A 25,743-nucleotide genomic window follows, 5' to 3' on the forward strand; every position below is an offset into this window, starting at 1 on the left:
TTAGAGATGGATAAAACATTTAAAATTATATTGCTAACTCTAGCCTCTTTTGGTCTTTCTTTTGCTTTGAGACATTTCTTTTACTCCGACTTGATAAATTGGATTAATTTAAACATAAAGAATATTGGAATTAGTCATTTTGTCACTGATTTGATTATTGGAATACCTTTATTTATAGGAGTTGGTTTAATTCATGATTTCAAAAACTTTATCAAAAACCTAGGACTTAACAAATCCATTAAAAAGGCATTATTGTTTTCTTTGATATGTACATCTCCAATGTTTATTGGATATTTTATAGTTTTTGATCTTAATTCTGAAATTACTTTTACTAAAATTTTAAGAGGAGCTTTTATTGCCGCCTTTATTGAAGAACTGTTTTTTAGAGGAATTCTTTTTGGTCAAATTTATAGATTTACTAAAATTGGTTTTTTTCCTTCAATAATATTTGGAGCATTAATTTTTGCTTTAGGACACCTCTATCAGAGTCAAGAATTATCAACATTAATAGGCGTTTTTTTAACTACTTTTTTAGGAGCAATTTTATTTGCTTGGGTTTATGTGGAATGGGATAATAATTTATGGGTTTCTATTTTTTTACATCTATTTATGAACTTATTTTGGATGCTATTCTCCGTAGCTGATAACGCATTTGGAGGCACATATGCTAATGTTTTTAGAATTATTACTATTATCCTTGTAATTACTCTTACCATAGCTTATAAGTTTAAAAAAGGAATTAAATTAGAGGTAAATAAAAGCACTTTGATAATAAATAAATGAACACCAAACTAAACAAATCCGATTATATATTATTGATTATCTATTTTGTGATATCCATTGCAATGCAGACTTTAGATTATTATGATCGTCATGCATTAATAAGGGAGTATTGGATAGATTTTCCAGTAGACATAATAATGATTCTTGTATTAATTTCAATATTTATGTATTGGTTAATACCCAAATATATTATTGAGCAAAAAAAGTATTTTAATTTCATATTTTTTAGCCTTTTAGCCATGATTGTTATTGGAGGTATAGATAAAGTTGTTGGTTACTGGTCTGGAGATAATGATTGGAACCGATTTCCTTCAACCTTTTGGTTTATTATTGAATCCATATCTATAAGCGCTAATCAAATGGGATTGCCTTTTGGTTTACTTTTAACTAAGAAGTTTTACGAGAGCCAGACACAGCTTCTTACTGTAGAAAAGCAACAAAAAGAAAACGAACTCAAACTATTACGTTCGCAAATAGATCCTCATTTTTTATTTAATAATTTAAACACACTAGATTCTTTAATAGATAGTGATCCAGAAAAAGCAAAAGAATATATTAATAGGCTATCGTTAATCTATCGCTATTTAATAAAAACCAAAGATGCTGAGGTTATGGAACTGTCTGAGGAAATAGAACTAGCCAAAAATTATATGTTTTTAATTAAAACGCGTTTTGGAAACGATTACGATTTTAAAGTTGAAATAAATACAGATATTACAGATAGGTTTATTCCAACAGGAGCAATTCAAGCCTTATTAGAGAACGTTGTAAAACACAATAAGCCACAAAACAATAAAGCAATAGCAACAACTATTTTAGTTGAAGAAAGCGCGCTTAAAGTAACAAACACAAAATCTGGTATTTTATCTAAAGACGAATCGTTTGGAACAGGTTTAGAAAACTTAAAAGCACGATATAAATTATTGTCAGATAAGGAAGTAATAATTATAAATACAGATAAAGAATTTGTTATTTCAATTCCAATTATTAAATTAATTGACGAAAATTAGAGCAATGAAAATTTTAATTCTAGAAGACGAAATACCAGCATATCAAAAACTAGTTTCTTTTGTAAACGACTATTTTCAAGAACACATTCCTCACGATTGGGCACGATCTAATGCTGAAGGAAAAGCGTTTCTTGTAAATAATAAGTATGACTTTATTTTGTCGGACATTCAATTGCTAGATGGTGTGTCGTTCGATTTGTATAATGAAATTGATATCGATTCTCCAATTATTTTCTGTTCTGCTCACGACGATTATTTGTTTCAAGCATTTAACACAAACGGTATTGCGTATATATTAAAACCGTACACGCAAACAGATTTTAAAAAGGCAATTGAAAAATACCAATCTCTATTTAAACAAGGCGATTATAACGCACTTTCTAACGAAACAATCACAGAGCTTAAAGTTGCTTTAAAAGAAGAGGCTAATAATTATAAGAAGCGTTTTGTAATTAAAAAAACAAAAGGAATTCAACTCTTAAATGTATCAGAAATTAGTATAATTGAAGCTTCAGGAGATTTTTGCATTGCCACAGACTTTAGTGGAAAACGACACATTATTTCTCAAAATTTAGGATCAATTATTCAACAATTAAATCCAACTAAGTTTTTTAAAATAAACAGAAGCGAGATTCTAAGCATAGATTACATAGAAAACTTAGAAAGCCATTTTAAAAACCGATTATTAATTAAAATAAAGGGCTTAAAAGATAAAGTAATGACGAGTTCTTCTACAACAGCAGAGTTTAGAAAATGGCTGGAGCAGTAAAACAAAAAACCTTCAGCGAAAACTGAAGGTTTATATATATAAATCTAATTATCTAAAAAGGAGAATTAATTTATTTAATCATTCAACTTTAAAACAGCCATAAATGCTTGTTGAGGTATTTCTACATTACCAACTTGACGCATACGCTTTTTACCTTTTTTCTGCTTTTCTAGTAACTTACGTTTACGTGAAATATCTCCACCATAACATTTTGCCGTTACATCTTTACGTAATGCTTTTACCGTTTCTCTAGCAATAATTTTTGCTCCAATTGCTGCTTGAATTGGGATATCGAATTGCTGACGTGGAATTAATTCTTTCAACTTTTCAGTCATTTTCTTACCAATATGATGAGCATTATCAGCATGAATTAATGCAGAAAGTGCATCTACTGGTTGGGCATTTAATAAGACATCTAAACGTACTAATTTCGATACCTTCATACCTATTGGATGGTAGTCGAAAGAAGCATATCCTTTAGAAACCGTTTTAAGTCTATCGTAGAAATCGAAAACAATTTCTGCTAAAGGCATTTCAAAAGTAAGCTCAACACGAACAGGTGTTAAATACGTTTGATTTATAATCATACCACGTTTCTCAATACACAAACTCATTACGTTACCAACAAAATCTGCTTTTGTAATAATAGTAGCTTTTATATAAGGTTCTTCAACCCTATTTATCATTGTTGGTTCAGGTAAATCACTTGGGTTATTTACAATAAATGGTTCGTCAGGATTTTTATTGGTATAAGCGTAGTACGATACGTTTGGTACAGTAGTAATTACCGTCATATCAAACTCACGTTCTAAACGCTCTTGGATAATTTCCATGTGTAGCATTCCTAAGAAACCACAACGGAAACCAAAACCTAAAGCCGCAGAACTTTCTGGTTGAAACACCAAAGAAGCATCGTTTAACTGAAGCTTTTCCATAGAATTTCTAAGCTCTTCGTAATCCTCTGTATCTACAGGATAAATTCCTGCAAAAACCATTGGTTTTACGTCTTCGAAACCTTCAACAATATTTGTAGTTGGGTTATCAAAATCTGTAATTGTATCTCCTACTTTTACTTCTTTTGCCGTTTTTATTCCAGTAATTAAATAACCAACATCACCAGTTTTTACACTTTTCTTTGCAACTTGTGTTAATTTTAAAGTACCAACTTCATCTGCAAAATAATGATTATCTGTAGCGACAAATTTAATTTTTTGTCCTTTTTTAATTTCTCCATTAAAAACTCTAAAGTAAGTTTCAATACCTCTAAAAGTATTGTAAACCGAATCGAAAATTAAAGCTTGAAGCGGTGCATCAGGATCTCCTTTTGGAGCAGGAATACGCTTAATAATTGCTTCTAAAATATTTTCGACACCAAAACCAGTTTTTCCACTTGCGTGTATTACTTCTTCTGGCTTACAACCTAAAAGATCTACAATATCGTCTGTAACTTCTTCTGGGTTTGCACTTGGTAAATCGATTTTATTTAAAACAGGAATAATTTCTAAATCATTCTCTAGTGCTAAATATAAATTAGAAATAGTTTGTGCTTGTATACTTTGCGCAGCATCTACAATTAGTAATGCGCCTTCACAAGCAGCAATAGATCTTGATACCTCGTAAGAGAAATCTACATGACCAGGAGTATCAATTAAGTTTAAAACATACTCTTGACCTTCGTAAGTATATTCCATTTGGATAGCATGCGACTTAATGGTAATACCACGTTCGCGTTCCAAATCCATACTATCTAAAAGTTGCGCTTGTTGTTCACGAGCAGTTACAGAACCTGTTGCATCGAGTAAACGATCGGCAAGTGTACTTTTTCCGTGATCAATATGTGCAATAATGCAAAAATTTCTAATGTGCTTCATAATCTATAGGCTCTTATAAAGAGAAGAGACTGCAAATATAAGGCATTTATTGACGATTTTTTTAGTTTTTCTTCGGCTTAGTAAGTGCCTAAAATTTACGGTTTTTACCGTAACAGAAATTAAAAAACTATTAGTAACTTGCTTTTTCGTTAAAATCTCAAATGAAATACCTTTTATACTCACTTATTTTTCTTTTTTCTTCGGAAAGCATAGCGCAGCAATTTACCATTTCTGGGACTGTTGTTGATGAGCAAAACACTCCAATTGCATATGCCAATGTTATAGTTATGCAACCAATTACAGAAGATTTGGGAAATTCAGGATTTAAAAATATTAAGGGAGTTTCTACAGATGAAAAAGGTTTTTTCGTCTTTGATAATCTTGAAAAAGGAAATTATAGAATAGCAATAAGTTTTCTAGGATTTAAAGAAGAAGTGAAAACAGTTCAACTTTCTAAAAGAGAAAATCTCAAAATTACTTTAAAGGAAGACACTGAAACTTTAGGAGAAGTCACGATTACCTCAACCAAACCAATCTTAAAAAAAGAAGTAGATAGACTTGTGTTTAAGGTTGCAAATACAGCATTAAGTGAAGGAAGTCTACTAGATGTATTACGTAGTACACCAGGTGTTTTAATTTTAGATGATGCTATTACTGTAAAAAATAGTACACCAACAGTTTATATTAACGATAGAAAAGTAAATCTATCTGCTAGCGAAATAGCCCAGCTTTTAGAAAACTCGCCAGCAAATAGCATAAAAAAAGTAGAAGTTATTACCAATCCACCAGCAAAATATGATGCCGAAAGTGGTGCGGTTTTAAATATAGTAATGAGCAGAAATTTAATTACTGGTTATCGTGGCAATGTATTTAGTAAATATACTCAAGGTATTTACCCAAGATATAATGCAGGAATTAATCAGTTTTATAAAACAAAAAAGATTAATGTTAATTTAAATTACAGTTTTACAAAAAGTAAAATTAATAGAGAGAACGATAATAGCGTAAACTACCTTGATAATTCGGGAGATTTGGAAGAACAATGGCTAACGAAAAATAACAGAAACACGTCCTCTAACAATCACAATGCTAACTTAAATTTTGATTATTTTATAGACGATAGTAACACATTAAGTTTTTCGTCTAACGTGTTATTAGTGCCTTATTATGATTATAGAATAAATGGACAAACGGAAGTTGTAGATAACGAGAACGCTAAGCTTTTCAATTTTAATGCTAACAATCATTCTAAAGATGAAAAATATAATTTAGGATTCAACTTAGACTTTGTGCATCGTTTTAAAAGCAAAGGAAAGCTGGCATTTAACGTTCATTATACAGATTACGACTACCAAAGAAATCAAAACGTAAGTAGTGATTATTTTTTTACTAATAATGTAGGAAACTTTAGTACTGCTTTTATTACTGATAATAACCAAGATACAAATATTATAAGCTCTCAAATTGACTATGATTTGCCTATAGATGAAAGCTCAGATTTCTCCTTTGGTTTAAAATCGTCCGCTATTAAAACCAATAGTAATATTGCTCAGTTTGATATTAACCAAGGAACAGGCACTATAGATTTTAATGCAGAAAACTCTAACGTATTTGATTATGAAGAGACTATTTTTGCCGCTTATACGAGTTACAATAAATCTTGGGATAAGTGGCGTTTTAGTGGTGGATTAAGATTAGAGCAAACTAACTTAGAAGGATTGTCTGTTTCAGATAATGTAAAAAACACTCAAGACTATTTTGAGTTGTTTCCAACATTAAATTTAAGTCATCAAGCTTCAGAGAAAGTAAATGTTTACACTAATTATAAACGTAGTCTTTCTAGACCTAGTTATCAATTATTAAATCCGTTTAACTTCTTTTTAAATGACAATACAATAGTAACAGGTAACCCAAATATATTACCTTCTTTTTCAAATCATTTTGTAGTTGGTACAGAAATAAATAAGCTTTACACGATAGAAGCTTATTACAAAGATAGTTCTAACGAAATTGTAGAACTGCCTAGACAAGATAACACTAATAACCTATTAATATATTCGCCAACTAATATTGGCAATACCAAAGAGTTAGGTTTCGATTTTATTACTTATTTTGATGTTAAAGATAATTGGTCAGTTTATTTTGTAACGTCTTTTTATAATATTCAAGAAGAAGCTTTTATTGATAACCAATTACTTAAAATGGACCAATGGAGTAACTATTCTGAACTTAGTAATAATATCTCGTTATTAAAAGATAGGAGTTTAAAAATGAATTTTACGTTAACTTATGCTAGTAAAAACCAACAAGGATTTCAAATAGTAGATTCTCGTTTAATATCAGACCTGTCCTTTAGTAAGTCTATTTTAAAAAAGAAAGCAACGCTATCTTTAGCCTTTGCAGATTTGTTTAACAAGCAAGACTTTGCAGTAAGATCAAAATTTGGAAACCAAGATAATCGCAATTTCACCAATTTAGATAACCGTTACGTTAAGCTAGGCTTTAATTATAAATTTGGTAATACAACTTTAAGAACTAACGAGCGCACTAAAGAGTTAAATGAGCGAGATCGTTTGGAGAAAAATTAATCCTGCCACTCTGCAATAAACAAATTAGTATCGCGTCCACCTCCATTATTTCTATTAGAAGAAAAAGCTAGTTTTTTACCATTGTTCGAAAACACAGGAAAAGCATCAAAAGTCTCACCATGTGTTACGCGTTCTAAATTTTTACCATCAATATCTATCAAGTATAAGTTAAAAGGGAAACCACGCTCTGCTTCAAAGTTAGAAGAGAATAATATTTTCTTACCACTTGGATGAAAAAACGGACTCCAATTAGCGTTTCCTAAGTCGGTTAATTGTCTTAAATCACTTCCATCTGCATTACAAATGTAAAGCTCCATATCTGTTGGTTCTACTAAACCTTCAGCTAATAAATCTTTATAGTCTTTAATTTCTTTTTCTGTTTTTGGTCTAGAAGAACGGAAGATAATTTTTGTGCCATCTGGTGAGAAAAAAGCACCTCCATCGTAACCAAGCTCATCTGTAATTTGTTTAACATCGCTACCATCAAGATTCATAGTGTATAATTCTAAATCACCACTTCTAGTCGACGTAAATACAATTTTATCGCCTTTTGGAGATACTGTTGGTTCTGCATCGTAGCCTTTTTCGTTGGTTAATTGTTTAACAATATTACCTTCTAAATCGGCTACAAAAATATCGAAAGTATCGTAAACAGGCCAGATGTATTTTCCGTTTTTACGTAAAGGAGTATCTGGGCAATTTTCATTTGCTAAATGTGTAGACGCATAAATTATATGCTTGTTGTCTGGCATAAAATAAGAACATGTTGTACGTCCTTTTCCTGTACTTACCATTGGAGGAACAGTACCATTAAAAGTATCGTCTGCATGCATTAAAAACATTTGGTCACAGCTAACGTTCCATTTTGTATAGTTAGATTGAAATACTATTTGCTTATCATCGAAACTCCAATAGGCCTCAGCATTATCTCCACCAAAAGTAACTTGACGCAAGTCTTTAAAATGAACTTCATCTGTATAGATTAAAGGATTTTTTATTTCTATTGTTTCAGAAGTTACTACAGTTTTTTCACCTTCTGTTTTCGCTTCCTTTTTACAAGAAAAACAAACAATTGCGATAAGTAATAAGTTAAATACACGTGTTTTCATGTGTTTTATATTTATTGTTTTTTATGGTCACATACTGTTCTCTATTAATCATTTCCTTAGATGATTAAATTTATAACATGCTCGTTTAATAATTGCTTAATAATGTCTAATTTCGTGTAAAACTAATACTCTTATCATGAAATACATAATCGCTTCACTTTTTTTAGTGTTTTTATCTGCTTGTAAATCAGAAACAAAAGAACCAATTAATACAGTTTCAATAAAAGAAGATGTTACTTTTTTAGCGTCAGATGCTTTAGAAGGCAGACAAACTGGAAGCGATGGAGAGCAAAAAGCAGCGAAATATATTGCAGAAAGATTTCAAAATATTGGTTTACAAGAAAAAGGAACAAAAGGGTATCTGCAAACGTTTTCATTTCGCCCAAAAACAGATCCACACCAGAAAGTAAATTATACTGTAAAAGATGGAGACAGTACAATTACAGGAACAAACGTTATTGGTTTTATAGATAACAAAGCAGAAAACACCATTATAATTGGTGCACATTACGATCATTTAGGTTTAGGCGCAGAAGGCTCGTTACATAGAGGTGAAAAAGCAATTCATAATGGAGCAGACGATAATGCAAGTGGAGTAGCAGTGCTTTTAAATTTAGCAGAAAAACTAAAAGCCAAAAACATAAACAACAACTATTTATTCATGGCTTTTTCTGGTGAAGAAATGGGATTATTAGGGTCTAACTATTTTGTAAAAAACCCAACTATAGATACAAAGAAAGTAAACTATATGATTAATATGGATATGGTTGGACGCTTAAAAGCAGATAGTACTTTGGCTGTTTATGGTGTTGGTACGTCTCCAATTTTAAAACAGACAGTAACATCTAACAATTCTAAATTTAAAATAGTTGCTAAAGAATCTGGTGTTGGACCAAGCGATCACACGAGTTTTTATAATGCAGATATTCCTGTACTACATTTATTTACTGGCCAGCATGAAGATTACCATAAGCCAAGTGATGATACCGAAAAACTAAATTATGAAGGAATGAAAACCATTTCTAATTACATTTTCGAAATCATTACAGATCTTGATAACAATGGTAAATTACCGTTTAGAGAAACAAAAAATGAAAGCGACGAAGTCCCAAAGTTTGAAGTTGGATTAGGTGTCACACCAGATTATTTATACGATGGATTAGGTATGCGAATAGATGGTACACGATCTAATACTCCAGCCACAAATGCAGGTATTCAAAAAGGAGATATTGTAATGAAAATGGGAACTCATGACATTACAGATATGATGAGTTATATGAAAGCCTTAGCAAGCTTTAAAAAAGGAGACTCTACCAAAGTAATTGTAAAACGAGATGAAGAATTGGTTGAAGCAGATGTTACTTTTTAATAAACGAAACAATTGTCACTTCGAGTAATTTTGAGGCACGAAAAATTGTATAAAGAAGTTAAAATATGATTAAAACAAAAACCGATTTCATAAATAAAATCCACCTAATAATTTCGGTAAGTATTGTTGTGCCAACAGCAATTATATACGGTTTTAAGCCAGAATTAAGCTTCGATATGTTTCTAGAAACAATAGATGAGCATAATTTCTACAAAGCAGTTATGGGATTGTATTTAGGGTTTTCAGCACTTTGGGTTTTTGGATTGTTTAAAGCCAGTTATCTTAAAACAGCTATTGTAACTAATATTATTTTTATGCTTGGCTTAGGTTTTGGAAGAGTTGTAAGTATTTTGGCAGATGGAATACCAACTTTTGGATATGTTTTTGGTGTAATTGCTGAATTGTTTTTGGGATTCTATGGACTTTGGGTTTTAAACCGAATTAATATAGAGATAAAGATTTAATAAAAAACCGTAATTTTGCCCAAAAACAGAATACTTTGGTTAAAATAGACAACATAGAACTTCCGGATTTCCCATTACTTTTAGCACCAATGGAAGATGTTAGCGATCCACCTTTTCGTGCTTTATGCAAAGAACAAGGTGCAGATGTTGTGTATACCGAGTTTGTAAGTAGTGAAGGTTTAATTCGTAATGCGGCAAAAAGCGTTATGAAATTAGATATCTATGAGAAAGAACGACCTGTTGGTATTCAAATTTTTGGAGCTAATATGGAAAGTATGTTAGAAACCATCGATATTGTTACGGCTTCTAAACCAGATATTATCGATATTAATTTTGGTTGTCCCGTAAAAAAGGTAGTAAGTAAAGGTGCGGGAGCAGGCATTTTAAAAGACATCTGTTTAATGGAGCAGCTAACTGCCGAAATGGTAAAACGTACCAATATTCCAATTACCGTAAAAACACGTTTAGGTTGGGATGATGATTCTATTAGAATTGTTGAGGTTGCTGAAAGACTCCAAGATGTGGGTTGTAAAGCTATCGCAATTCATGGTAGAACTAGAGCGCAAATGTATAAAGGTGATGCAAATTGGAAACCTATTGCTGAAGTTAAAAATAATCCAAGAATGCACATTCCTGTATTTGGAAATGGAGATGTAACAACACCTGAACTCGCTATGAAAATGCGAGATGAATATGGTTTAGATGGCTGCATGATTGGTCGTGCAACAATTGGTAATCCTTGGTTCTTTAAACAAGTAAAACACTTTTTTGAAACAGGAGAACATTATAGACCAATTACTATGCAAGAACGTGTAGAAGCTGCTCGCAGACATTTACAAATGTCTATTGATTGGAAAGGAGAGATATTAGGTGTCTTTGAAACAAGAAGACATTATACAAACTACTTTAAAGGGATTCCACACTTTAAAGAACATAGAATGAAAATGGTAACTAGCGATGCGTCTGTAGATGTATTTGCTGCTTTTGATGAGGTACTTGAGAAGTTTGGTGATTTTCAATTCACGGAATAGTTAAGAGCAAATTTCCAAAATAAATATATTATTATGAGCTCCTTTCTTTAATTAAAGAGAGGGGTTTTTATTTTTAGATTAAAACCTGAAGGTTTTCAATTTGTACGAAGCTGTATAAATATTAAAAAATAAAGTAAAAAAGAGAGCTTGTAAGTTAAGACCAAGCTTAACAAGTACGTGCGAGAAGGATTGATGCGGCATCCTTTTTTGTTTTTCTTAAAAAAAGATATAGCGGAAAGCCTGTTTGCCTTTTTAGGCAGCTCGCCCAAAATAATCTAACCCATTTTTACCATATCTTTTGTAATTCTTGCCGAAGCAATTTTCGAGGCTATTACACCCAAAACAGTAATTGTTACAAAAACAAGAAGCATGTTTTCGAACTTAATAGCAAGTGGATAAGGTAAAGAATTGGTGATGTAAACTTTTAGAAATTCTGGCCCATATATTTGGTTAACGGAAACCAGATAACCAATAAATAGACCTAAAAGAGAGCCTATAATTGTCATTGCTGCTCCTTGAATAAAAAAGATGCGTCTAATATCTTTTAATGTTGCTCCAATACTATAAAGTGTAGTTAAAGTCCTTTTTTTGTCTAAAATCATCATGATTATAGAACCGATAACATTAAAAATTAAGATAATTGAGACTAATGTGAGCAGCAGATAAACCATAAGGTTTTCGGTGTTTAGCATTTTGTTTAACGCATCGTTTAGCTGTGCTGTATTTTTTAATGTGATATTATCTCCTAAAATGGCTTGAATTTGAGATTTTACTTCGTCTTCGTTTACACCTTCCTTTAATCTAAATTCAATATTTGTAATCTGGTTGTCTTTAAAACTTAGTAGCTCTTGCGCTACTTCTAAGGCTGCAAAAATATAACTATCGTCTAATTTTTCGTTTACAGTAAATACACCAACATTTGTAGTTTCAACTTGATTAAAGGCCTGCTCTATAGACGTAATTTGTCCTTTTCCTGGTTTGGGCACAAATAGAGTGATGCGCTTTCCATAATCTAAAAGGCCAATATTTAAACTATTAGAAACGCCATATCCAACTACAACTTGGTTGGTTTTATCGGTTAACCAACTGCCTTTCCATAGAATAGAATCTATTACATTTAATTTTGTAAAATTAGCATCTACACCTTTAATAAATAAAGGTTGTCTTTTTCCATCGAAAGAAGCAATAACGCGTTCTTCTACAATTTTAGAATAATTTGCAATACCTGTTATTGCGCTTAGTTTTGTTTCGGTACTTGGATCTAAAATAAAAGATTTACCAATGGTGGTTTCGGCTTTTAAATCGGGATCTATTATGGTTGTATACTGAAGCGTAAATTCGCGAAGACCAGCAAAACCTGAGAGTACAACAAATAAAGAAGCAGAACCTAGAATAATACCAACAATGGCAATATAGGTTATAAAATTAATTGCATTATTAGAGCTTTTAGACCGTAAATAGCGTTTTGCGATGTAAAGTGGAAAGCTCAAACAGTTTAAGATTTTTTACGTTTCTTAAAAAGGTCTGGATCTTTTAATGGGTTGTCTTCTCCTTTTAAAGATTGTTCAATTTTATCAATATGCTCTAGAGAATCGTCCACAAAAAAGTAAAGTTGTGGCATTCTGCGTAATTGATTTCTTGTACGTTGAGCTAATTCATGACGAATAAAAGGCTGATTAGATTTTATGCCTTCTACCAATTCCTTAGCTTTGTTGTTAGGGAAAATACTTAAATATACTTTTGCAACCGATAAATCTACGGTTACACTAACCTTAGATACCGAAATAATAACACCACGCATTCCACCTTGAGTAGCTGCTGTTTGTAGTATATCTACTAGATCGCGTTGTAAAACCGACCCTATTTTTTTTTGTCTTTGACTTTCTTCTGTTTTCATCTATTGTATTAATCCAAAGCTTTAGTATTAAAGAGTTGGACTGCAAAAATACGCTTTTTAAATATTATAGTATTTTTGAAAGCAAATTTTGTACCTTAATTAAGGATTAGAGTAGAATTAAATTAAAAAAAAAGATTTCCGTCTACGCGGAAATAAAAAAATAGAGCATTAAATGAATAAAATAGAACACATTGGTATTGCTGTTAAAAGCTTGAAAGATTCAAATAGTTTGTTTGCCAAGTTATTTGGTGAGCCACATTATAAAACTGAAGAAGTAAGGTCTGAAGGTGTAAATACGTCTTTTTTTCAAGTAGGTGATAATAAAATTGAATTACTTGAAGCGACTAAGGAAGACAGCCCAATAGCCAAGTTTATAGAGAAGAAAGGTGAAGGCATCCACCACATAGCCTTCGATGTCGATGATATTGTAGCCGAAATTGAAAGACTTAAAAACGAAGGTTTTATTGTTTTAAACGAAATACCAAAAAAAGGAGCAGACAATAAATTAGTAGCTTTTTTACACCCAAAGTCCTCTAATGGAGTACTAATAGAACTGTGTCAAGAAATAAAGGAAGAAATAAAGAAATAAAATGTTGTGACCTTTTAAAATTAATATTAGATTTGCAAACCAATTTTGGTCCCATAGCTCAGTTGGTTAGAGCACCTGACTCATAATCAGGTGGTCCTTGGTTCGAGCCCAAGTGGGACCACATAAAATTGTAAAAGCCTTTCATTTATTTGAAAGGCTTTTTTTTGTTTTTGCTTTTAGCAGTTATGTCTTAAGTTTAAAAATTATTAAATATAGAATATAATCAAGCAGTTATTTATAGCCACTGCGCTGTACCTTCGTTATTTCTTATTATAAAACTTTCCATTTTTAATTACCATAAAGAGGTCATCTATATGATCAATATTTTCCACAGGATTTGAATTTAAAAAAAGCAAATTTGCTTTTTTACCAACCTCAATGGTTCCTTGGTTATCAATAATTCCAGTTGCTTGTGCCGAATTTTTAGTAGCAGAAACAAGAGCTTCAAAAGGAGTGAAACCTGCTTCATTGACTAATAGCTTCATTTCATATTGCACAAATGTCGCTTGGTCAGAGTCGCTACCTGCAGCCACTTTTACACCTGCGTTTTTTGCTTCTCTAGTTATTCTTTTCGCCATTTCATACCTCCAGTGTGCATTCTTTAAACCTTTATAAGACTCATAAACAGTTAGTGTTGCGTCAAGGACCACATTATATTGTTTCATTAATTCAAAGATGGAATTAAGTTTAAGCTTGCTGTATTCTTCGTCCCAAAATTCAGGTAACATTTCTAACGCACCAGTTCCTTTCCAACTACTTGGAATATTCGTTTTTTCTCGATAAGTTTGATTCACAAGCATGTCTGAATGAGAAATAGAAATTACACCTGAAGACACTACATCTATGGGTAAAGTGGGTATTAAAGATGCGTGAGACCATACTGGAATGTTTTGTTTTTTTGCTTCTAAAACAATTGTTTTAATTTGTTGGTTGGTTAACAATGCATAAAGTTTTATGCCTTTTGCACCAGTTCCTTTTGCTTGAGCAACTTCTAAAAGAATGTTTGAATTGTCATCAATAGCTTTCATATAAGGCATTTGTCCACTTACTCCGCCTTGTGCAGTAGCCAAGGTTCTTGGGTCTTTAAAAAACTTAGAACCAGCCATTAAGGAAGAGTAATAGATATTAGGTGCTACTATATCTCCCACTAATGCATTTCTTGATAGACTAGATAAAGCTCTCGCATCACCAGCCATATCTCTAACAGAAGTGATACCTGTTAATAACATTTCTTTAAGCACTTTTTCTGCATTATCTCTTCTTTCTTCTGTTGGGTCTGTTGCAAAATGAACATGAGAATCAATTAAGCCAGGAACTACAAATTTTCCTTTTAATTTTATGGATGGAATTGTATCATTAAGACTATAGTTTTTAGATGGTAAAATCTTGGAAATTTTATCATTGTTGATTATTATGGTATAATCATACAGTATATCATTTGTGTTTACGTCAATAATATTGACATTTTGCAAAGCATAAGAACTAAAACTTATTTGAGCGGTTGCTGTTGTAGTTGTCAAAACGAATAGAAGAGCACTTGATGCAATTTGCCTTAAGTTCATGTTTTTTAAGAGTTTTATCATTGGTTATCGGTTTGTTATATTGAAATACAACTCTGTTGTATAGGAATAGTGTGAGGGTTTTTGAAGAGAAATCAGCCGTAACAAAACAGCACGAACTGTTGATTAAGCACTAAACTACACATTATTTTTATATGGTGCTACCAAACATTTTTTATTCATCAGTCCGAATTAAAATCAGACAGTAAGCCTCTTTTTGATAGATTCCGAAGAATAAATTCAAACATAAAACTATTAAAAGCGCTAATATTGAGTGATTCTGGTATTTTATCGAAAAAAAACTACACTTCGTAGAGTGTTTTTAACGAATAAGTGATAAAAAGTTTTGTAAAGACGGTTTTTTTTATACATTTACACTCCGAATTATGATACAAAATAAAAAAATATTTGCCTCAATCTTATTTTTATTAATAAGTTTTGTATGCTCAGCTCAAACACCTCCACCACCTCCCTTAGGACCTGCTGGACCTGTAGGATTACCTATAGACAGTGGTTTAATTGCGTTGTTTGCAGTAGGCGTTTTGTATGGTATTTATAAAATGTATCGTCTTAAAAAAAAAGCAATCTAGCTATTTAAAGCGTTTAGTCTCGAAACGTATTTTCCAATAACATCAAATTCTAAATTCACTATAGAGCCAATTTTAAAAGCTTTAAAATTTGTGTGCTCGTATGTGTAGGGAATTATAGCGACACTAAATGTATCTCGTTTAGAGTTCACAACTGTTAAACTCACTCCATTTACAGTTACAGAGCCTTTTTCAATTGTTATATTACTAAGAGAGGAATCGTATTTAAAAGTAAACAACCAACTTCCTTCGGTTTCTTTAACATTTATGCATTGTGCAATTTGGTCTACATGTCCTTGTACAATATGTCCATCAAGCCTGTCGCCAAGTTTCATTGCACGTTCTAAATTAACTGTGTCTGAAAGCTTTAGATTTCCAATATTTGTTTTGTCTAAGGTTTCTTTAATAGCAGTAACTGTGTAATTATTACCCTCAATTTTAACAACAGTTAAACACACACCATTATGCGCAACACTTTGATCTATTTTTAATTCGCTTGTAAAAGCACTTTCAACTGTAATATGTAAGTTGTCTTTTTCCTTTTTAAGATTTGTAACGTGACCCAAGCTTTCAATAATTCCTGTAAACATACTTTTAACTATATTATTTGGTTAAATTTGCGTGTATAAAATTACGAACAATAGTTAGCATTATTAATGAAGAGAGAAGAAAAAATAATTGTAGGCATCTCTATAGGAGATTTAAACGGTATAGGTTCAGAAATTGTATTAAAGATTTTTGAAGATAATAGAATGCTGGATTTCTTTACTCCAGTAATTTTTGCATCTACAAAAACAATGACTTTTGTTAAGAACCATTTTAAGTTAAACATTAATTTGAATGGTATAAATAATGCAAACGAAATTCTTCACGGTAAAGTAAACGTGCTAAATTGTTGGAAAGAAAACGTAAACATTAATTTTGGTAAAGAAGACACTAAAATAGGTGAGTATGCTATTAAATCTCTTGAAAGCGCAACAAAAGCTTTAAAGGACAAAACAATAGATGTGTTAGTAACAGCACCTATTAATAAAAGTAATATTCAGTCTGAAACCTTTAAATTTCCTGGGCATACAGATTATCTCGCTCAAGAACTAGAAGGAGATAGCTTAATGTTTATGGTTACAGAGACATTAAGAGTTGGTTTACTAACAGACCATGTCCCAGTAAAAGATGTTTCAAGTCATATCTCTGCAGAATTAATAACTAAAAAAATAGAGACTGTTTACAATTCTTTAAAAAAGGATTTCAGAATTAGTAAGCCAAAAATAGCTGTTTTAGGCATAAATCCTCATACAGGAGATAATGGTGTTATTGGTACAGAAGATGATACCGTAATGCGACCAACATTAAAAAAGATTAAAGAAAGCGGGAAATTAGTTTTTGGACCTTACGCAGCAGATAGTTTTTTTGGAAGTGATAATTACAAAAGTTTCGATGCTATAATCGCATCATATCACGATCAAGGTTTAATACCATTTAAAACATTATCGTTTGGTCAAGGTGTAAACTTTACTGCAGGACTAAATAGAATAAGGACATCGCCAGATCATGGCACAGCTTATGAGATTGCAGGTAAAGGTATAGCAGATACAGGTTCTTTTAAAGAAGCTCTTTTTACAGCTGTTAGTATTTTCAATAATAGAAATGAATTTGAAGAGCTAAACAAAAACCCTTTAACCATTGGTAAAAGGAAGCGTTTTGATGAAAGAAAATACGAGTCAAAAAAGAAGTAAACAAAAAATTGTTAATAAGTCTGCTCAATAAATAAAAAATTGTATATTTGCAGGCTCAAAATAGATGCGATAATGAAGCCATTGAAAGAGTTTACAATTCCATTTGTAGGTTTAAAAGAAGGAAAACATCATTTTGATTTTAATATTGATAATAAGTTCTTTGAATATTTTGAATATGAAGACTTTAATAGTAGTAATTTAAAAGTTGATGTTGAATTTGTAAAAAAATCAACACTTTTAGAACTACATTTTGAAGTTTCAGGAACAGTAAACGTTAATTGCGACGTTACTAACGAACCTTACGATCAATCGTTGCAAAATGAATTTGATTTAGTAGTTAAGTTTGGTGATGAGTATAATGATGAGAATATAGATATTTTAATCATTTCGCATGGAGAATACGAGATTAGTATACAACAATATGTATATGAACTTATAGTATTAGCTATGCCAACAAAAAGAATTCATCCTGGAATTGAAGATGGTACATTAGATTCAGACATACTTGAAAGATTAGAAGAATTAAGTCCTAAAGAAAAGGATATAAAAGAAGACCAAGAGGAAACAGATCCTCGTTGGAATACATTAAAGAAACTATTAACGGATAAATAAAATAATAAAATGGCACATCCTAAAAGAAAAATCTCGAAAACAAGAAGAGATAAGAGAAGAACACATTACAAAGCAACTGCGCCACAGGTTGCAACTTGCCCAACAACTGGTGAGCCGCATTTATACCATAGAGCACATTGGTTCGAAGGTAAATTATATTACAGAGGTCAGGTTTTAATTGACAATGCTGTTGCAGAAGAGAATATTGCATAATTTACTATGCATGCATATAGAAAAACGCTCACTTGTGAGCGTTTTTTTTGTGATATATTTTTCTTTCAGTTAAAAACAACTTAATTTGCACGTAATTAACCAAGATTCACTATTTTTAATAAAAATCCGCCTTCTTTTGGCGATTTCGAGCAGTTTTTGGTTAAATTAACTTAAAAGTATGAGTAAAATCTCTGCGGCAATTACAGCTGTTGGCGCTTATGTGCCAGAATATATATTAACCAATAAGATTTTAGAATCGATGGTTGATACTAACAACGAATGGATAACCTCAAGAACAGGTATCAAAGAACGTCGCATCCTAAAAGGAGAAGGTAAAGGTACTTCCTTTATGGCTATTAGAGCCGCTCAAGATCTTCTTAAAAAATCTAATATAAGTCCTGAAGACATAGAATTGGTAATTGTAGCTACTGCAACACCAGATATGCAAGCAGCATCTACTGCAGCATATACTGCTACACAAATAGGAGCTGTAAATGCATTCTCTTTCGATTTGGAAGCAGCATGTTCAGGTTTTCTCTTTGGCATGTCTACAGCAGCTAGATATATCGAATCTGGACGTTATAAAAATGTATTACTTATTGGAGCAGACAAAAACTCTTCAATGATTAATTATGAGGATAGGGCAACATGTATCATCTTTGGAGATGGAGCAGGAGCTGTTTTATTTCAGCCAAATGAAGAAGGTTTAGGTTTACAAGACGAATACCTAAGAAGTGATGGGTCAGGTAGAGAATTTCTTCAAGTAAAATCAAGTGGTTCTTCTTATCCTGTAACAGCAGAAACTATAGCTAAAAAAGAAAATTTTGTTTTTCAAGATGGAAAAACAGTTTTTAAAAACGCAGTTTTTAATATGGCAGATGTCGCTGAAAAAATTCTTAAAAGAAATAATTTATCAAAAGATGATGTTACTTGGTTAGCAGCACATCAAGCTAATAAGAGAATTATTGATGCAACAGCAAAACGTATTGAGCTGGATAGCAAAAAAGTAATGATGAATATAGAGAAGTATGGAAACACTACTTCTGCAACATTACCATTATTAATAAATGATTATGAATCGCAATTAAAAAAAGGCGATACTATTATTTTTGCCGCCTTTGGAGGTGGCTTTACTTGGGGCTCAATATATTTAAAATGGGCTTACAATTCTTAAAAACTAACTAAAAAAACACTTAATAACTCTAATATTATGGATTTAAAAGACATTCAAAACTTAATCAAGTTTGTAGCAAAATCTGGTGCAAGTGAGGTGAAATTAGAAACAGACGATGTTAAGATTACAATAAAAACAGGATCTGAAGAAACAACTATTGTGCAACAAATGCCAATGGGCCAAATGCCGCAAATGCAAATGCCAGTAGCGCAAGCTCCTGTAGCATCAACTCCAGCAGCAACACAAGCTTCGGAAAGCGAAGACTCTAAGTATATAACTGTAAAATCTCCAATTATTGGAACATTTTATAGAAAGCCATCACCAGACAAACCTTTATTTGTTGAGGTAGGACAGACTATAGCAGAAGGAGACGTACTTTGTATTATTGAAGCTATGAAATTATTTAACGAAATAGAATCTGAAGTTTCAGGTAAAGTAGTTAAAATTTTAGTAGACGATTCTTCTCCTGTAGAATTTGATCAACCATTATTTTTAGTAGATCCATCATAACAATTTAAAATTCCAATACACAAGTTCTAAATTTTTAAAATCTAGGATTTAATGCTAGGAAATTTAATTATTAAAAAATAAGTTATGTTTAAAAAAATACTAATTGCCAATAGAGGTGAAATAGCACTACGTGTTATTAGAACTTGTAAAGAAATGGGTATCAAGACAGTAGCTGTTTATTCTACTGCAGATGCCGAAAGTCTTCACGTAAAATTTGCAGACGAAGCGGTTTGTATTGGTCCTCCACCAAGTAAAGACTCGTATTTAAAAATGTCTAACATTATAGCAGCTGCAGAAATTACAAACGCAGATGCAATTCATCCTGGGTATGGCTTTTTATCAGAAAACGCTAAGTTTTCTAAAATTTGTGCCGAACACGAAATCAAATTTATTGGTGCCTCTCCAGAGATGATTGATAGAATGGGAGATAAAGCAAATGCAAAATCAACCATGATTGAAGCAGGAGTGCCATGTGTTCCAGGAAGTGAAGGCGTTATAGAAACATTCGAAGACTGTAAAAAAATAGCTAAAGAAACCGGTTACCCAGTAATGCTTAAAGCATCTGCAGGTGGTGGTGGAAAAGGTATGCGAGCAGTTTGGAAACCAGAAGATTTACAGAACGCTTGGGAATCTGCTCGAGCAGAATCTAAAGCCGCATTTGGAAATGACGATATGTATATGGAAAAGCTTATTGAAGAGCCTCGCCATATTGAAATTCAAATTGTTGGGGATTCTAAAGGAACAGCTTGTCACTTATCAGAAAGAGATTGCTCGATCCAAAGACGTCACCAAAAATTAACAGAAGAAGTACCTTCTCCATTCATGACGCCTGCTTTGCGTAAAAAAATGGGAGAAGCTGCAGTTAAAGCTGCCGAATATATTAAATATGAAGGCGCAGGAACAGTAGAGTTTCTAGTAGATAAACACAGAAATTTTTTCTTCATGGAGATGAATACACGTATTCAAGTAGAACATCCAATTACAGAACAAGTAATAGATTTCGACTTAATCCGTGAGCAAATTCTAGTAGCTGCAGGTGTGCCAATTTCTGGTAAAAACTATTTACCACAATTACACTCTATAGAATGTAGAATTAATGCCGAAGATCCATTTAACGACTTTAGACCTTCGCCAGGAAAAATAACAACATTACATGCTCCTGGTGGTCATGGTGTGCGTTTAGATACGCATGTTTATGCAGGATATTCTATTCCGCCAAATTACGATTCTATGATTGCTAAGTTAATTACAACAGCGCAAACAAGAGAAGAAGCTATCAATAAAATGAAGCGTGCTTTAGACGAATTCGTAATAGAAGGTATCAAAACAACAATTCCGTTCCATAGACAATTAATGGATCACCCAGATTATTTAGCTGGTAATTACACTACAAAATTCATGGAAGATTTTGTAATGCAAAAACCAACTGAAGACTAAAACAAAAAAGCGACTTGTAACACACAAGTCGCTTTTTTTATAACTATAATATTCTCTATTTTTTTATGGCGTTACTTTTGCTCCAAAAAGCAAAAGTCAGGCTATCCGCTATATCTTTTCTTGTGCTGAACTTGTTTCAGTATCTTATCAAGTTTACAAATTATATTATAGTTTGTATTTCAATACAATAATTTCATTTGCACAAAAAAAGGATGCCACTTCTATCCTTAACACAGCGCAACACTTAAAAATAAAACAATAACTTAGCATCATGAATTTATCTTATTGGGAAATAAAAACATGGTTAACCAACATAGATTATACAGTTGTTGGAAGCGGAATAGTGGGCCTAAATTGTGCGTTACAACTAAAAAAACAATATCCAAAAGCTAACATTCTTATATTAGAAAAAGGAATGTTGCCACAAGGAGCAAGTACTAAAAATGCAGGATTTGCGTGTTTTGGTAGTTTAAGCGAGATTATAGACGATTTAAACACACATACAGAACAAGAAGTAATAGAGTTAGTTAAAAAGAGAGTTAAAGGTTTAGCGCTTTTAAGAGACAATTTAGGAGACAAGACTATTGACTACCTACAACTGGGAGGCTACGAATTATTTCAAGACACAAATTCTAACCTATTTCAAAATTGTATTTCTAAAATAACAGAGATAAACAATTTATTAAAACCAGTATTTAATGCAGGCGTTTTTAGTTTAAAACAGAATAGCTTTCAGTTTAAAAATATAAAAGAAAACACTATTTTTAATCAGTTCGAAGGACAGATAGATACAGGTAAAATGATGGAAGCTTTGCTTAAAAAAGTACAAGCAAAAGGCATCAAAATATTAAACAACATTCTAGTCGAAGAATTCTCAGATAACGAGAATACCGTAAATATAAAAACAAACCAATTTGAGTTTACATCTGCTAAATTATTAATAGCCACAAATGGTTTTGCATCACAATTAATAAGTGAAACCGTAAAGCCAGCAAGAGCGCAAGTACTAATAACAAAACCAATTAAAAACTTACATATAAAAGGCACATTTCATTTAGATGAAGGTTACTACTATTTTAGAAACATAAACAATAGAATCCTATTTGGAGGTGGTAGGAACTTAGATTTTAAAACAGAAGAAACCACCGAGGTGTCTCAAACAGATCTTATTCAAAACAAGCTAGAAGAGCTACTTAAAACTACAATTTTACCAAACACAGCATTTGAAATAGAACACCGTTGGAGTGGAATTATGGGTGTTGGAAACCAAAAAAAACCAATAGTAAAACAATTAAGTAATAATGTGTTTTGCGGTGTAAGATTAGGAGGAATGGGAGTTGCTATTGGTAGTACTATTGGAAAACAGCTAGCAGATATTACTTTGTAACTAAATGAAAAATTTTTTAGAGCTTATAATTAAAGTTTTCTTTTGGAGCGTTGTGTTTTCGGTTGGTTTAGTACTTGTCTTTAAGTATGTTCCAGTGCCTGCTACACCTTTAATGGTTATTCGTTATTTCGAAAACCCTTCAGAAAAAAAAATGTGGCAACACGATTGGAAGCCCATAGAGAAAATTTCTAAAAATATACAATTAGCTGTTATCTGTACCGAAGACCAAAAGTTTTTAAAGCATAATGGTTTCGATATTGAAGCTATAGAAAAAGCCTATAACTATAATAAAAAAGGTAAACGCGTAAAAGGAGGAAGTACTATTAGTCAACAAACAGCAAAAAACGTGTTTCTTTGGCCACAACGCAGTTGGTTACGTAAAGGATTAGAAACCTATTTCACTTTTTTAATTGAAAAAATGTGGTCTAAAGAACGTATTCTCGAAGTCTATTTAAATAGTATAGAAATGGGAAACGGTATTTATGGCATTGAGGCAGCATCCCAATATTGGTTTAAAAAATCTGCAGCTAAGTTAACAGCTTATGAAGCTGCGGCAATAGCTTCTATATTACCAAGTCCAAGAAAGTATCGTGCAAATCCTGCTTCTGCTTATATTAAAAAAAGGAAGCAATGGATTGTAAATCAGATGAATTTTTATGGTGTTTTAAATTATACAACTAAAGATGAATAAAGTAGAAAATATAAAGCAGGTACTCTATAATAAGTGCGTTCAGTTTACAAAAAACAGACTGGATACTATTAATAAAACGATTGAAGAATTACAAGAATCCTTAACATCCGAAACCAAAAGTAGCGCAGGTGATAAGCATGAAACGGGTCGTGCAATGGTACATTTAGAACGCGAAAAAGCAGGTGAACAATTAGCCGAAATTCAGAAAGTAAATCAATTATTAGCTAAAATAAGTACAGAAAAAAGATCTAATATCATTGGTTTAGGAAGTGTTGTCTTCACAACAAACGCTAATTATTATATAGCAATTAGTGCAGGTGAATTAGAATATGGAGACCAAAAATTCTACGCTATATCTGCTAATACACCAATTGCACAATTAGTGTTAGGTAAAAAAAATGGAGATCAAATTAAGTTTAGAAATCAAGAGTTTACCATAACAAATGTTAACTAACTTCTAAGTAAACAATTTTCGACTTATCTTTAGTAAAAATTGAATTAGAAAAAAGTTGAATACAATTCCCTTAAATTTTGATATCATTATTATTGGTGGTGGATTAGCCGGTTTAAGTAGTGCTATCCATTTATCTAAAAATAAGTGTAGCGTATTGGTTATCGAAAAAAACGCGTATCCAAAGCATAAAGTATGTGGCGAATATATCTCAAACGAAGTCTTGCCTTATCTCAATTTTTTAGGAATCGATGTTTTTAAATTAGGAGCTAAAAGAATAAATAAATTTGAGCTTTCAACACCCAAAAATAAATTAGTACAAGCAAACTTACCACTTGGTGGTTTTGGAATCAGTCGGTTTTGTTTAGATAATAATCTTGCTAAAAAAGCCATTGCTAACAAAGCAGCAATTATTCAAGACACTGTTGAAGATGTCACCTTTGCAAACGATACGTTTTCAATTCAAACAAAACAAGCCAATTATACCTCTAAAATTGTGATTGGTGCTTATGGCAAACGCGCAAATTTAGATGTTAAACTTAAGCGGAGTTTCATTAAAAAGAAATCGCCTTTTTTAGCAGTAAAAACGCATATTAAAGGTGATTTTCCTAACGATTTAGTTGCGCTTCATAATTTTGAAGGTGGCTATTGCGGAGTTTCAAAAGTAGAAGACGATAGTATAAATATATGTTATATTGCTAATATTGAGGTTTTTAAAAAGTATAAAAACATCAACGAGTTTCAGGAGAAAGTAGTCTTTAAAAACACTACATTAAAAGCCATTTTTAAAAATTCAAAGCCAGTCTTTAAGTTACCTTTAAGTATTAGTCAAATTTCTTTTGAAACTAAAAAACCAATAGAAAACCATATGTTAATGTGCGGTGATACAGCAGGCATGATTCATCCATTATGTGGTAATGGAATGAGTATGGCAATACGTAGTGCACAGATGGCATCGCTACTTATTCTTGAATTTTTTAATAATGAAATTAAAGACAGACAAACTTTAGAAAAACAGTATCTTAGAGAATGGAATGCAGAGTTTAAATCGCGTTTAACAACAGGTCATATTGTTGCTAATTTGTTTAGCAAAAACAAATTAGCCGAAGTTTTAATTAGGATTATAAAATGGGTGCCAAGTATTTTACCTCATATTATTAAGCGCACACATGGTAAATTAATGAACGTTAAATGAGTTTTTTAGTAAATACAAAACATAGAAGTGAAGAAGAAGAAATTATGGACAATTTGGATTATAACGGTCCGATTTTGCATGATGCACTAGATAAATTAGCCAAAATAAACCAATGGTTAGGTGGAAATATAGTCACCATAAACGGTTTAAAAAAAGCACTAAAAAACCAAACCAAAACAGAAACCATTACCATTGTAGACTTAGGATGTGGCGGAGGAGATATTTTAAGAGAAATCTCAGCATTTGGAAATAAACGCAATTATAATTTTCAATTAATTGGTTTAGATGCCAACCCTTACACTGTTTCTTATGCAGATAGTCTATCTCAAAATTATAATAATATACAGTTTAAGGTTATTGATATTTTTTCTGAAGAATTTAAAGACTTAGAATACGATTTAGTTTTATCAACACTATTTCTACATCATTTTAAAAAAGAAGAATTAGAAAAATTTTTAAAACCAGTATTAGAAAAAGCAAAATTAGGTATAGTAATTAACGATTTACATAGACATAGACTAGCTTATTATCTCTTTAAACTATTATGTACCACTATTAAAAACAAAACAATTATTGAAGATGGTCTAACTTCAGTTTTAAGAGGATTTAAGAGAAGCGAGCTGAAAGCTATTTCAGAAAAAATAAATGCAGATTATCAAATCCAATGGAAGTGGGCATTTCGTTTCCAATGGATTTTGAAAAAAAAATAAT

The 25,743-nt window shown here is 31.7% G+C and carries 26 protein-coding genes and 1 tRNA gene; 21 read left to right on the forward strand and 6 right to left on the reverse strand.

Annotated elements, in window-relative coordinates; genetic code table 11:
- Nucleotides 1-6 precede the first annotated feature (6 nt).
- The 3 genes from CW733_RS13060 to CW733_RS13070 are packed head-to-tail and all read left to right on the forward strand — an operon-like array spanning nucleotide 7 to nucleotide 2,562.
- Nucleotides 7-783 (forward strand): CPBP family intramembrane glutamic endopeptidase, encoded by a 777-nt coding sequence (locus CW733_RS13060; RefSeq protein ID WP_100997601.1) that lies wholly within the window; start codon nucleotides 7-9, stop codon nucleotides 781-783.
- Complete coding sequence (locus CW733_RS13065) at nucleotides 780-1,793, forward strand: sensor histidine kinase (RefSeq protein WP_100997602.1); 1,014 nt, start codon at nucleotides 780-782, stop codon at nucleotides 1,791-1,793. Before CW733_RS13060 ends, CW733_RS13065 begins: the two co-directional genes overlap by 4 nt.
- 4 nt (nucleotides 1,794-1,797) lie before the next feature.
- On the forward strand, nucleotides 1,798-2,562 hold the full coding sequence (locus CW733_RS13070; protein ID WP_157811577.1) for a LytTR family DNA-binding domain-containing protein: 765 nt from the start codon (nucleotides 1,798-1,800) through the stop codon (nucleotides 2,560-2,562).
- A 74-nt stretch (nucleotides 2,563-2,636) separates the two neighbouring features.
- On the opposite strand, the gene lepA is transcribed toward CW733_RS13070, so the two are convergent.
- On the reverse strand, nucleotides 2,637-4,433 hold the full coding sequence (gene lepA, locus CW733_RS13075) for a translation elongation factor 4 (protein ID WP_100997604.1): 1,797 nt from the start codon (nucleotides 4,431-4,433) through the stop codon (nucleotides 2,637-2,639).
- A gap of 161 nt (nucleotides 4,434-4,594) precedes the next feature.
- On the opposite strand from lepA, the gene CW733_RS13080 reads away from it, so the two are divergent.
- Nucleotides 4,595-7,021: an outer membrane beta-barrel protein gene (locus CW733_RS13080; RefSeq protein ID WP_100997605.1), complete on the forward strand. Its 2,427-nt coding sequence runs from the start codon at nucleotides 4,595-4,597 to the stop codon at nucleotides 7,019-7,021.
- Here the strand turns inward: CW733_RS13080 and CW733_RS13085 are convergent.
- Nucleotides 7,018-8,130 carry a PD40 domain-containing protein gene (locus CW733_RS13085; protein WP_100997606.1) on the reverse strand — a complete coding sequence of 371 codons (1,113 nt, stop codon included), beginning with the start codon at nucleotides 8,128-8,130 and terminating at the stop codon, nucleotides 7,018-7,020. The two genes, CW733_RS13080 and CW733_RS13085, sit on opposite strands and share 4 nt — an antisense overlap.
- Nucleotides 8,131-8,266: 136 nt before the next feature.
- On the opposite strand from CW733_RS13085, the gene CW733_RS13090 reads away from it, so the two are divergent.
- The 3 genes from CW733_RS13090 to dusB all read left to right on the forward strand — a co-directional run bounded on the left by CW733_RS13090 (nucleotide 8,267) and on the right by dusB (nucleotide 10,994).
- Nucleotides 8,267-9,499: a M20/M25/M40 family metallo-hydrolase gene (locus CW733_RS13090; RefSeq protein WP_100997607.1), complete on the forward strand. Its 1,233-nt coding sequence runs from the start codon at nucleotides 8,267-8,269 to the stop codon at nucleotides 9,497-9,499.
- A 65-nt stretch (nucleotides 9,500-9,564) separates the two neighbouring features.
- Nucleotides 9,565-9,963, forward strand: coding sequence for a DUF4345 domain-containing protein (locus CW733_RS13095; protein ID WP_100997608.1), 399 nt, complete (start codon nucleotides 9,565-9,567; stop codon nucleotides 9,961-9,963).
- Nucleotides 9,964-9,998: 35 nt separating this feature from the next.
- On the forward strand, nucleotides 9,999-10,994 hold the full coding sequence (gene dusB / locus CW733_RS13100) for a tRNA dihydrouridine synthase DusB (RefSeq protein ID WP_100997609.1): 996 nt from the start codon (nucleotides 9,999-10,001) through the stop codon (nucleotides 10,992-10,994).
- A 275-nt stretch (nucleotides 10,995-11,269) separates the two neighbouring features.
- On the opposite strand, the gene CW733_RS13105 is transcribed toward dusB, so the two are convergent.
- Nucleotides 11,270-12,484, reverse strand: a complete 1,215-nt coding sequence (locus CW733_RS13105; protein ID WP_100997610.1) for an FtsX-like permease family protein — start codon at nucleotides 12,482-12,484, stop codon at nucleotides 11,270-11,272.
- A 5-nt stretch (nucleotides 12,485-12,489) separates the two neighbouring features.
- Nucleotides 12,490-12,891: a 30S ribosome-binding factor RbfA gene (gene rbfA / locus CW733_RS13110; RefSeq protein WP_055447333.1), complete on the reverse strand. Its 402-nt coding sequence runs from the start codon at nucleotides 12,889-12,891 to the stop codon at nucleotides 12,490-12,492.
- 172 nt (nucleotides 12,892-13,063) lie between these two features.
- On the opposite strand from rbfA, the gene mce reads away from it, so the two are divergent.
- Complete coding sequence (mce, locus tag CW733_RS13115) at nucleotides 13,064-13,480, forward strand: methylmalonyl-CoA epimerase (protein ID WP_100997611.1); 417 nt, start codon at nucleotides 13,064-13,066, stop codon at nucleotides 13,478-13,480.
- A gap of 47 nt (nucleotides 13,481-13,527) precedes the next feature.
- Nucleotides 13,528-13,601 (forward strand) — tRNA-Ile (locus CW733_RS13120).
- A gap of 139 nt (nucleotides 13,602-13,740) precedes the next feature.
- Here CW733_RS13120 and CW733_RS13125 read toward each other — a convergent pair.
- Nucleotides 13,741-15,063: an amidohydrolase family protein gene (locus CW733_RS13125; RefSeq protein WP_100997612.1), complete on the reverse strand. Its 1,323-nt coding sequence runs from the start codon at nucleotides 15,061-15,063 to the stop codon at nucleotides 13,741-13,743.
- A 362-nt stretch (nucleotides 15,064-15,425) separates the two neighbouring features.
- On the opposite strand from CW733_RS13125, the gene CW733_RS13130 reads away from it, so the two are divergent.
- Nucleotides 15,426-15,629 (forward strand): PID-CTERM protein-sorting domain-containing protein, encoded by a 204-nt coding sequence (locus CW733_RS13130; protein ID WP_198520077.1) that lies wholly within the window; start codon nucleotides 15,426-15,428, stop codon nucleotides 15,627-15,629.
- Here CW733_RS13130 and CW733_RS13135 read toward each other — a convergent pair.
- A complete protein-coding gene (locus CW733_RS13135; protein WP_100997614.1) occupies nucleotides 15,626-16,216 on the reverse strand; it encodes a riboflavin synthase in 591 nt (196 codons plus the stop codon). The two genes, CW733_RS13130 and CW733_RS13135, sit on opposite strands and share 4 nt — an antisense overlap.
- A gap of 66 nt (nucleotides 16,217-16,282) precedes the next feature.
- On the opposite strand from CW733_RS13135, the gene pdxA reads away from it, so the two are divergent.
- From pdxA to CW733_RS13190, 11 genes are all read left to right on the forward strand, one after another.
- Complete coding sequence (pdxA, locus tag CW733_RS13140) at nucleotides 16,283-17,362, forward strand: 4-hydroxythreonine-4-phosphate dehydrogenase PdxA (protein WP_100997615.1); 1,080 nt, start codon at nucleotides 16,283-16,285, stop codon at nucleotides 17,360-17,362.
- 72 nt (nucleotides 17,363-17,434) lie between these two features.
- The gene (locus CW733_RS13145) at nucleotides 17,435-17,974 is read left to right on the forward strand and encodes a DUF177 domain-containing protein (protein ID WP_100997616.1); all 540 of its coding nucleotides are present in this window, start codon (nucleotides 17,435-17,437) and stop codon (nucleotides 17,972-17,974) included.
- 9 nt (nucleotides 17,975-17,983) lie between these two features.
- A complete protein-coding gene (gene rpmF / locus CW733_RS13150) occupies nucleotides 17,984-18,187 on the forward strand; it encodes a 50S ribosomal protein L32 (RefSeq protein ID WP_013869593.1) in 204 nt (67 codons plus the stop codon).
- Between the two features lie 178 nt (nucleotides 18,188-18,365).
- Nucleotides 18,366-19,361: a beta-ketoacyl-ACP synthase III gene (locus CW733_RS13155; RefSeq protein ID WP_100997617.1), complete on the forward strand. Its 996-nt coding sequence runs from the start codon at nucleotides 18,366-18,368 to the stop codon at nucleotides 19,359-19,361.
- 36 nt (nucleotides 19,362-19,397) lie between these two features.
- Entirely contained in the window at nucleotides 19,398-19,871 is a 474-nt protein-coding gene (accB, locus tag CW733_RS13160; protein WP_100997618.1) for an acetyl-CoA carboxylase biotin carboxyl carrier protein, read from the forward strand.
- A gap of 84 nt (nucleotides 19,872-19,955) precedes the next feature.
- Complete coding sequence (accC, locus tag CW733_RS13165; protein ID WP_100997619.1) at nucleotides 19,956-21,308, forward strand: acetyl-CoA carboxylase biotin carboxylase subunit; 1,353 nt, start codon at nucleotides 19,956-19,958, stop codon at nucleotides 21,306-21,308.
- 271 nt (nucleotides 21,309-21,579) lie between these two features.
- Nucleotides 21,580-22,695 carry an FAD-binding oxidoreductase gene (locus CW733_RS13170; protein WP_100997620.1) on the forward strand — a complete coding sequence of 372 codons (1,116 nt, stop codon included), beginning with the start codon at nucleotides 21,580-21,582 and terminating at the stop codon, nucleotides 22,693-22,695.
- Between the two features lie 4 nt (nucleotides 22,696-22,699).
- Nucleotides 22,700-23,386 (forward strand): monofunctional biosynthetic peptidoglycan transglycosylase, encoded by a 687-nt coding sequence (gene mtgA / locus CW733_RS13175; RefSeq protein ID WP_100997621.1) that lies wholly within the window; start codon nucleotides 22,700-22,702, stop codon nucleotides 23,384-23,386.
- Entirely contained in the window at nucleotides 23,379-23,840 is a 462-nt protein-coding gene (locus tag CW733_RS13180; RefSeq protein ID WP_100997622.1) for a 3-oxoacyl-ACP synthase, read from the forward strand. Before mtgA ends, CW733_RS13180 begins: the two co-directional genes overlap by 8 nt.
- 64 nt (nucleotides 23,841-23,904) lie before the next feature.
- A complete protein-coding gene (locus CW733_RS13185; protein ID WP_100998835.1) occupies nucleotides 23,905-25,032 on the forward strand; it encodes an NAD(P)/FAD-dependent oxidoreductase in 1,128 nt (375 codons plus the stop codon).
- Nucleotides 25,029-25,742, forward strand: coding sequence for a methyltransferase domain-containing protein (locus CW733_RS13190; protein ID WP_100997623.1), 714 nt, complete (start codon nucleotides 25,029-25,031; stop codon nucleotides 25,740-25,742). The genes CW733_RS13185 and CW733_RS13190 overlap by 4 nt, the downstream gene beginning before the upstream one ends.
- Nucleotide 25,743: the final 1 nt, after the last annotated feature.

Source organism: Lacinutrix sp. Bg11-31 (assembly GCF_002831665.1).
Lineage (GTDB): Bacteria > Bacteroidota > Bacteroidia > Flavobacteriales > Flavobacteriaceae > Lacinutrix.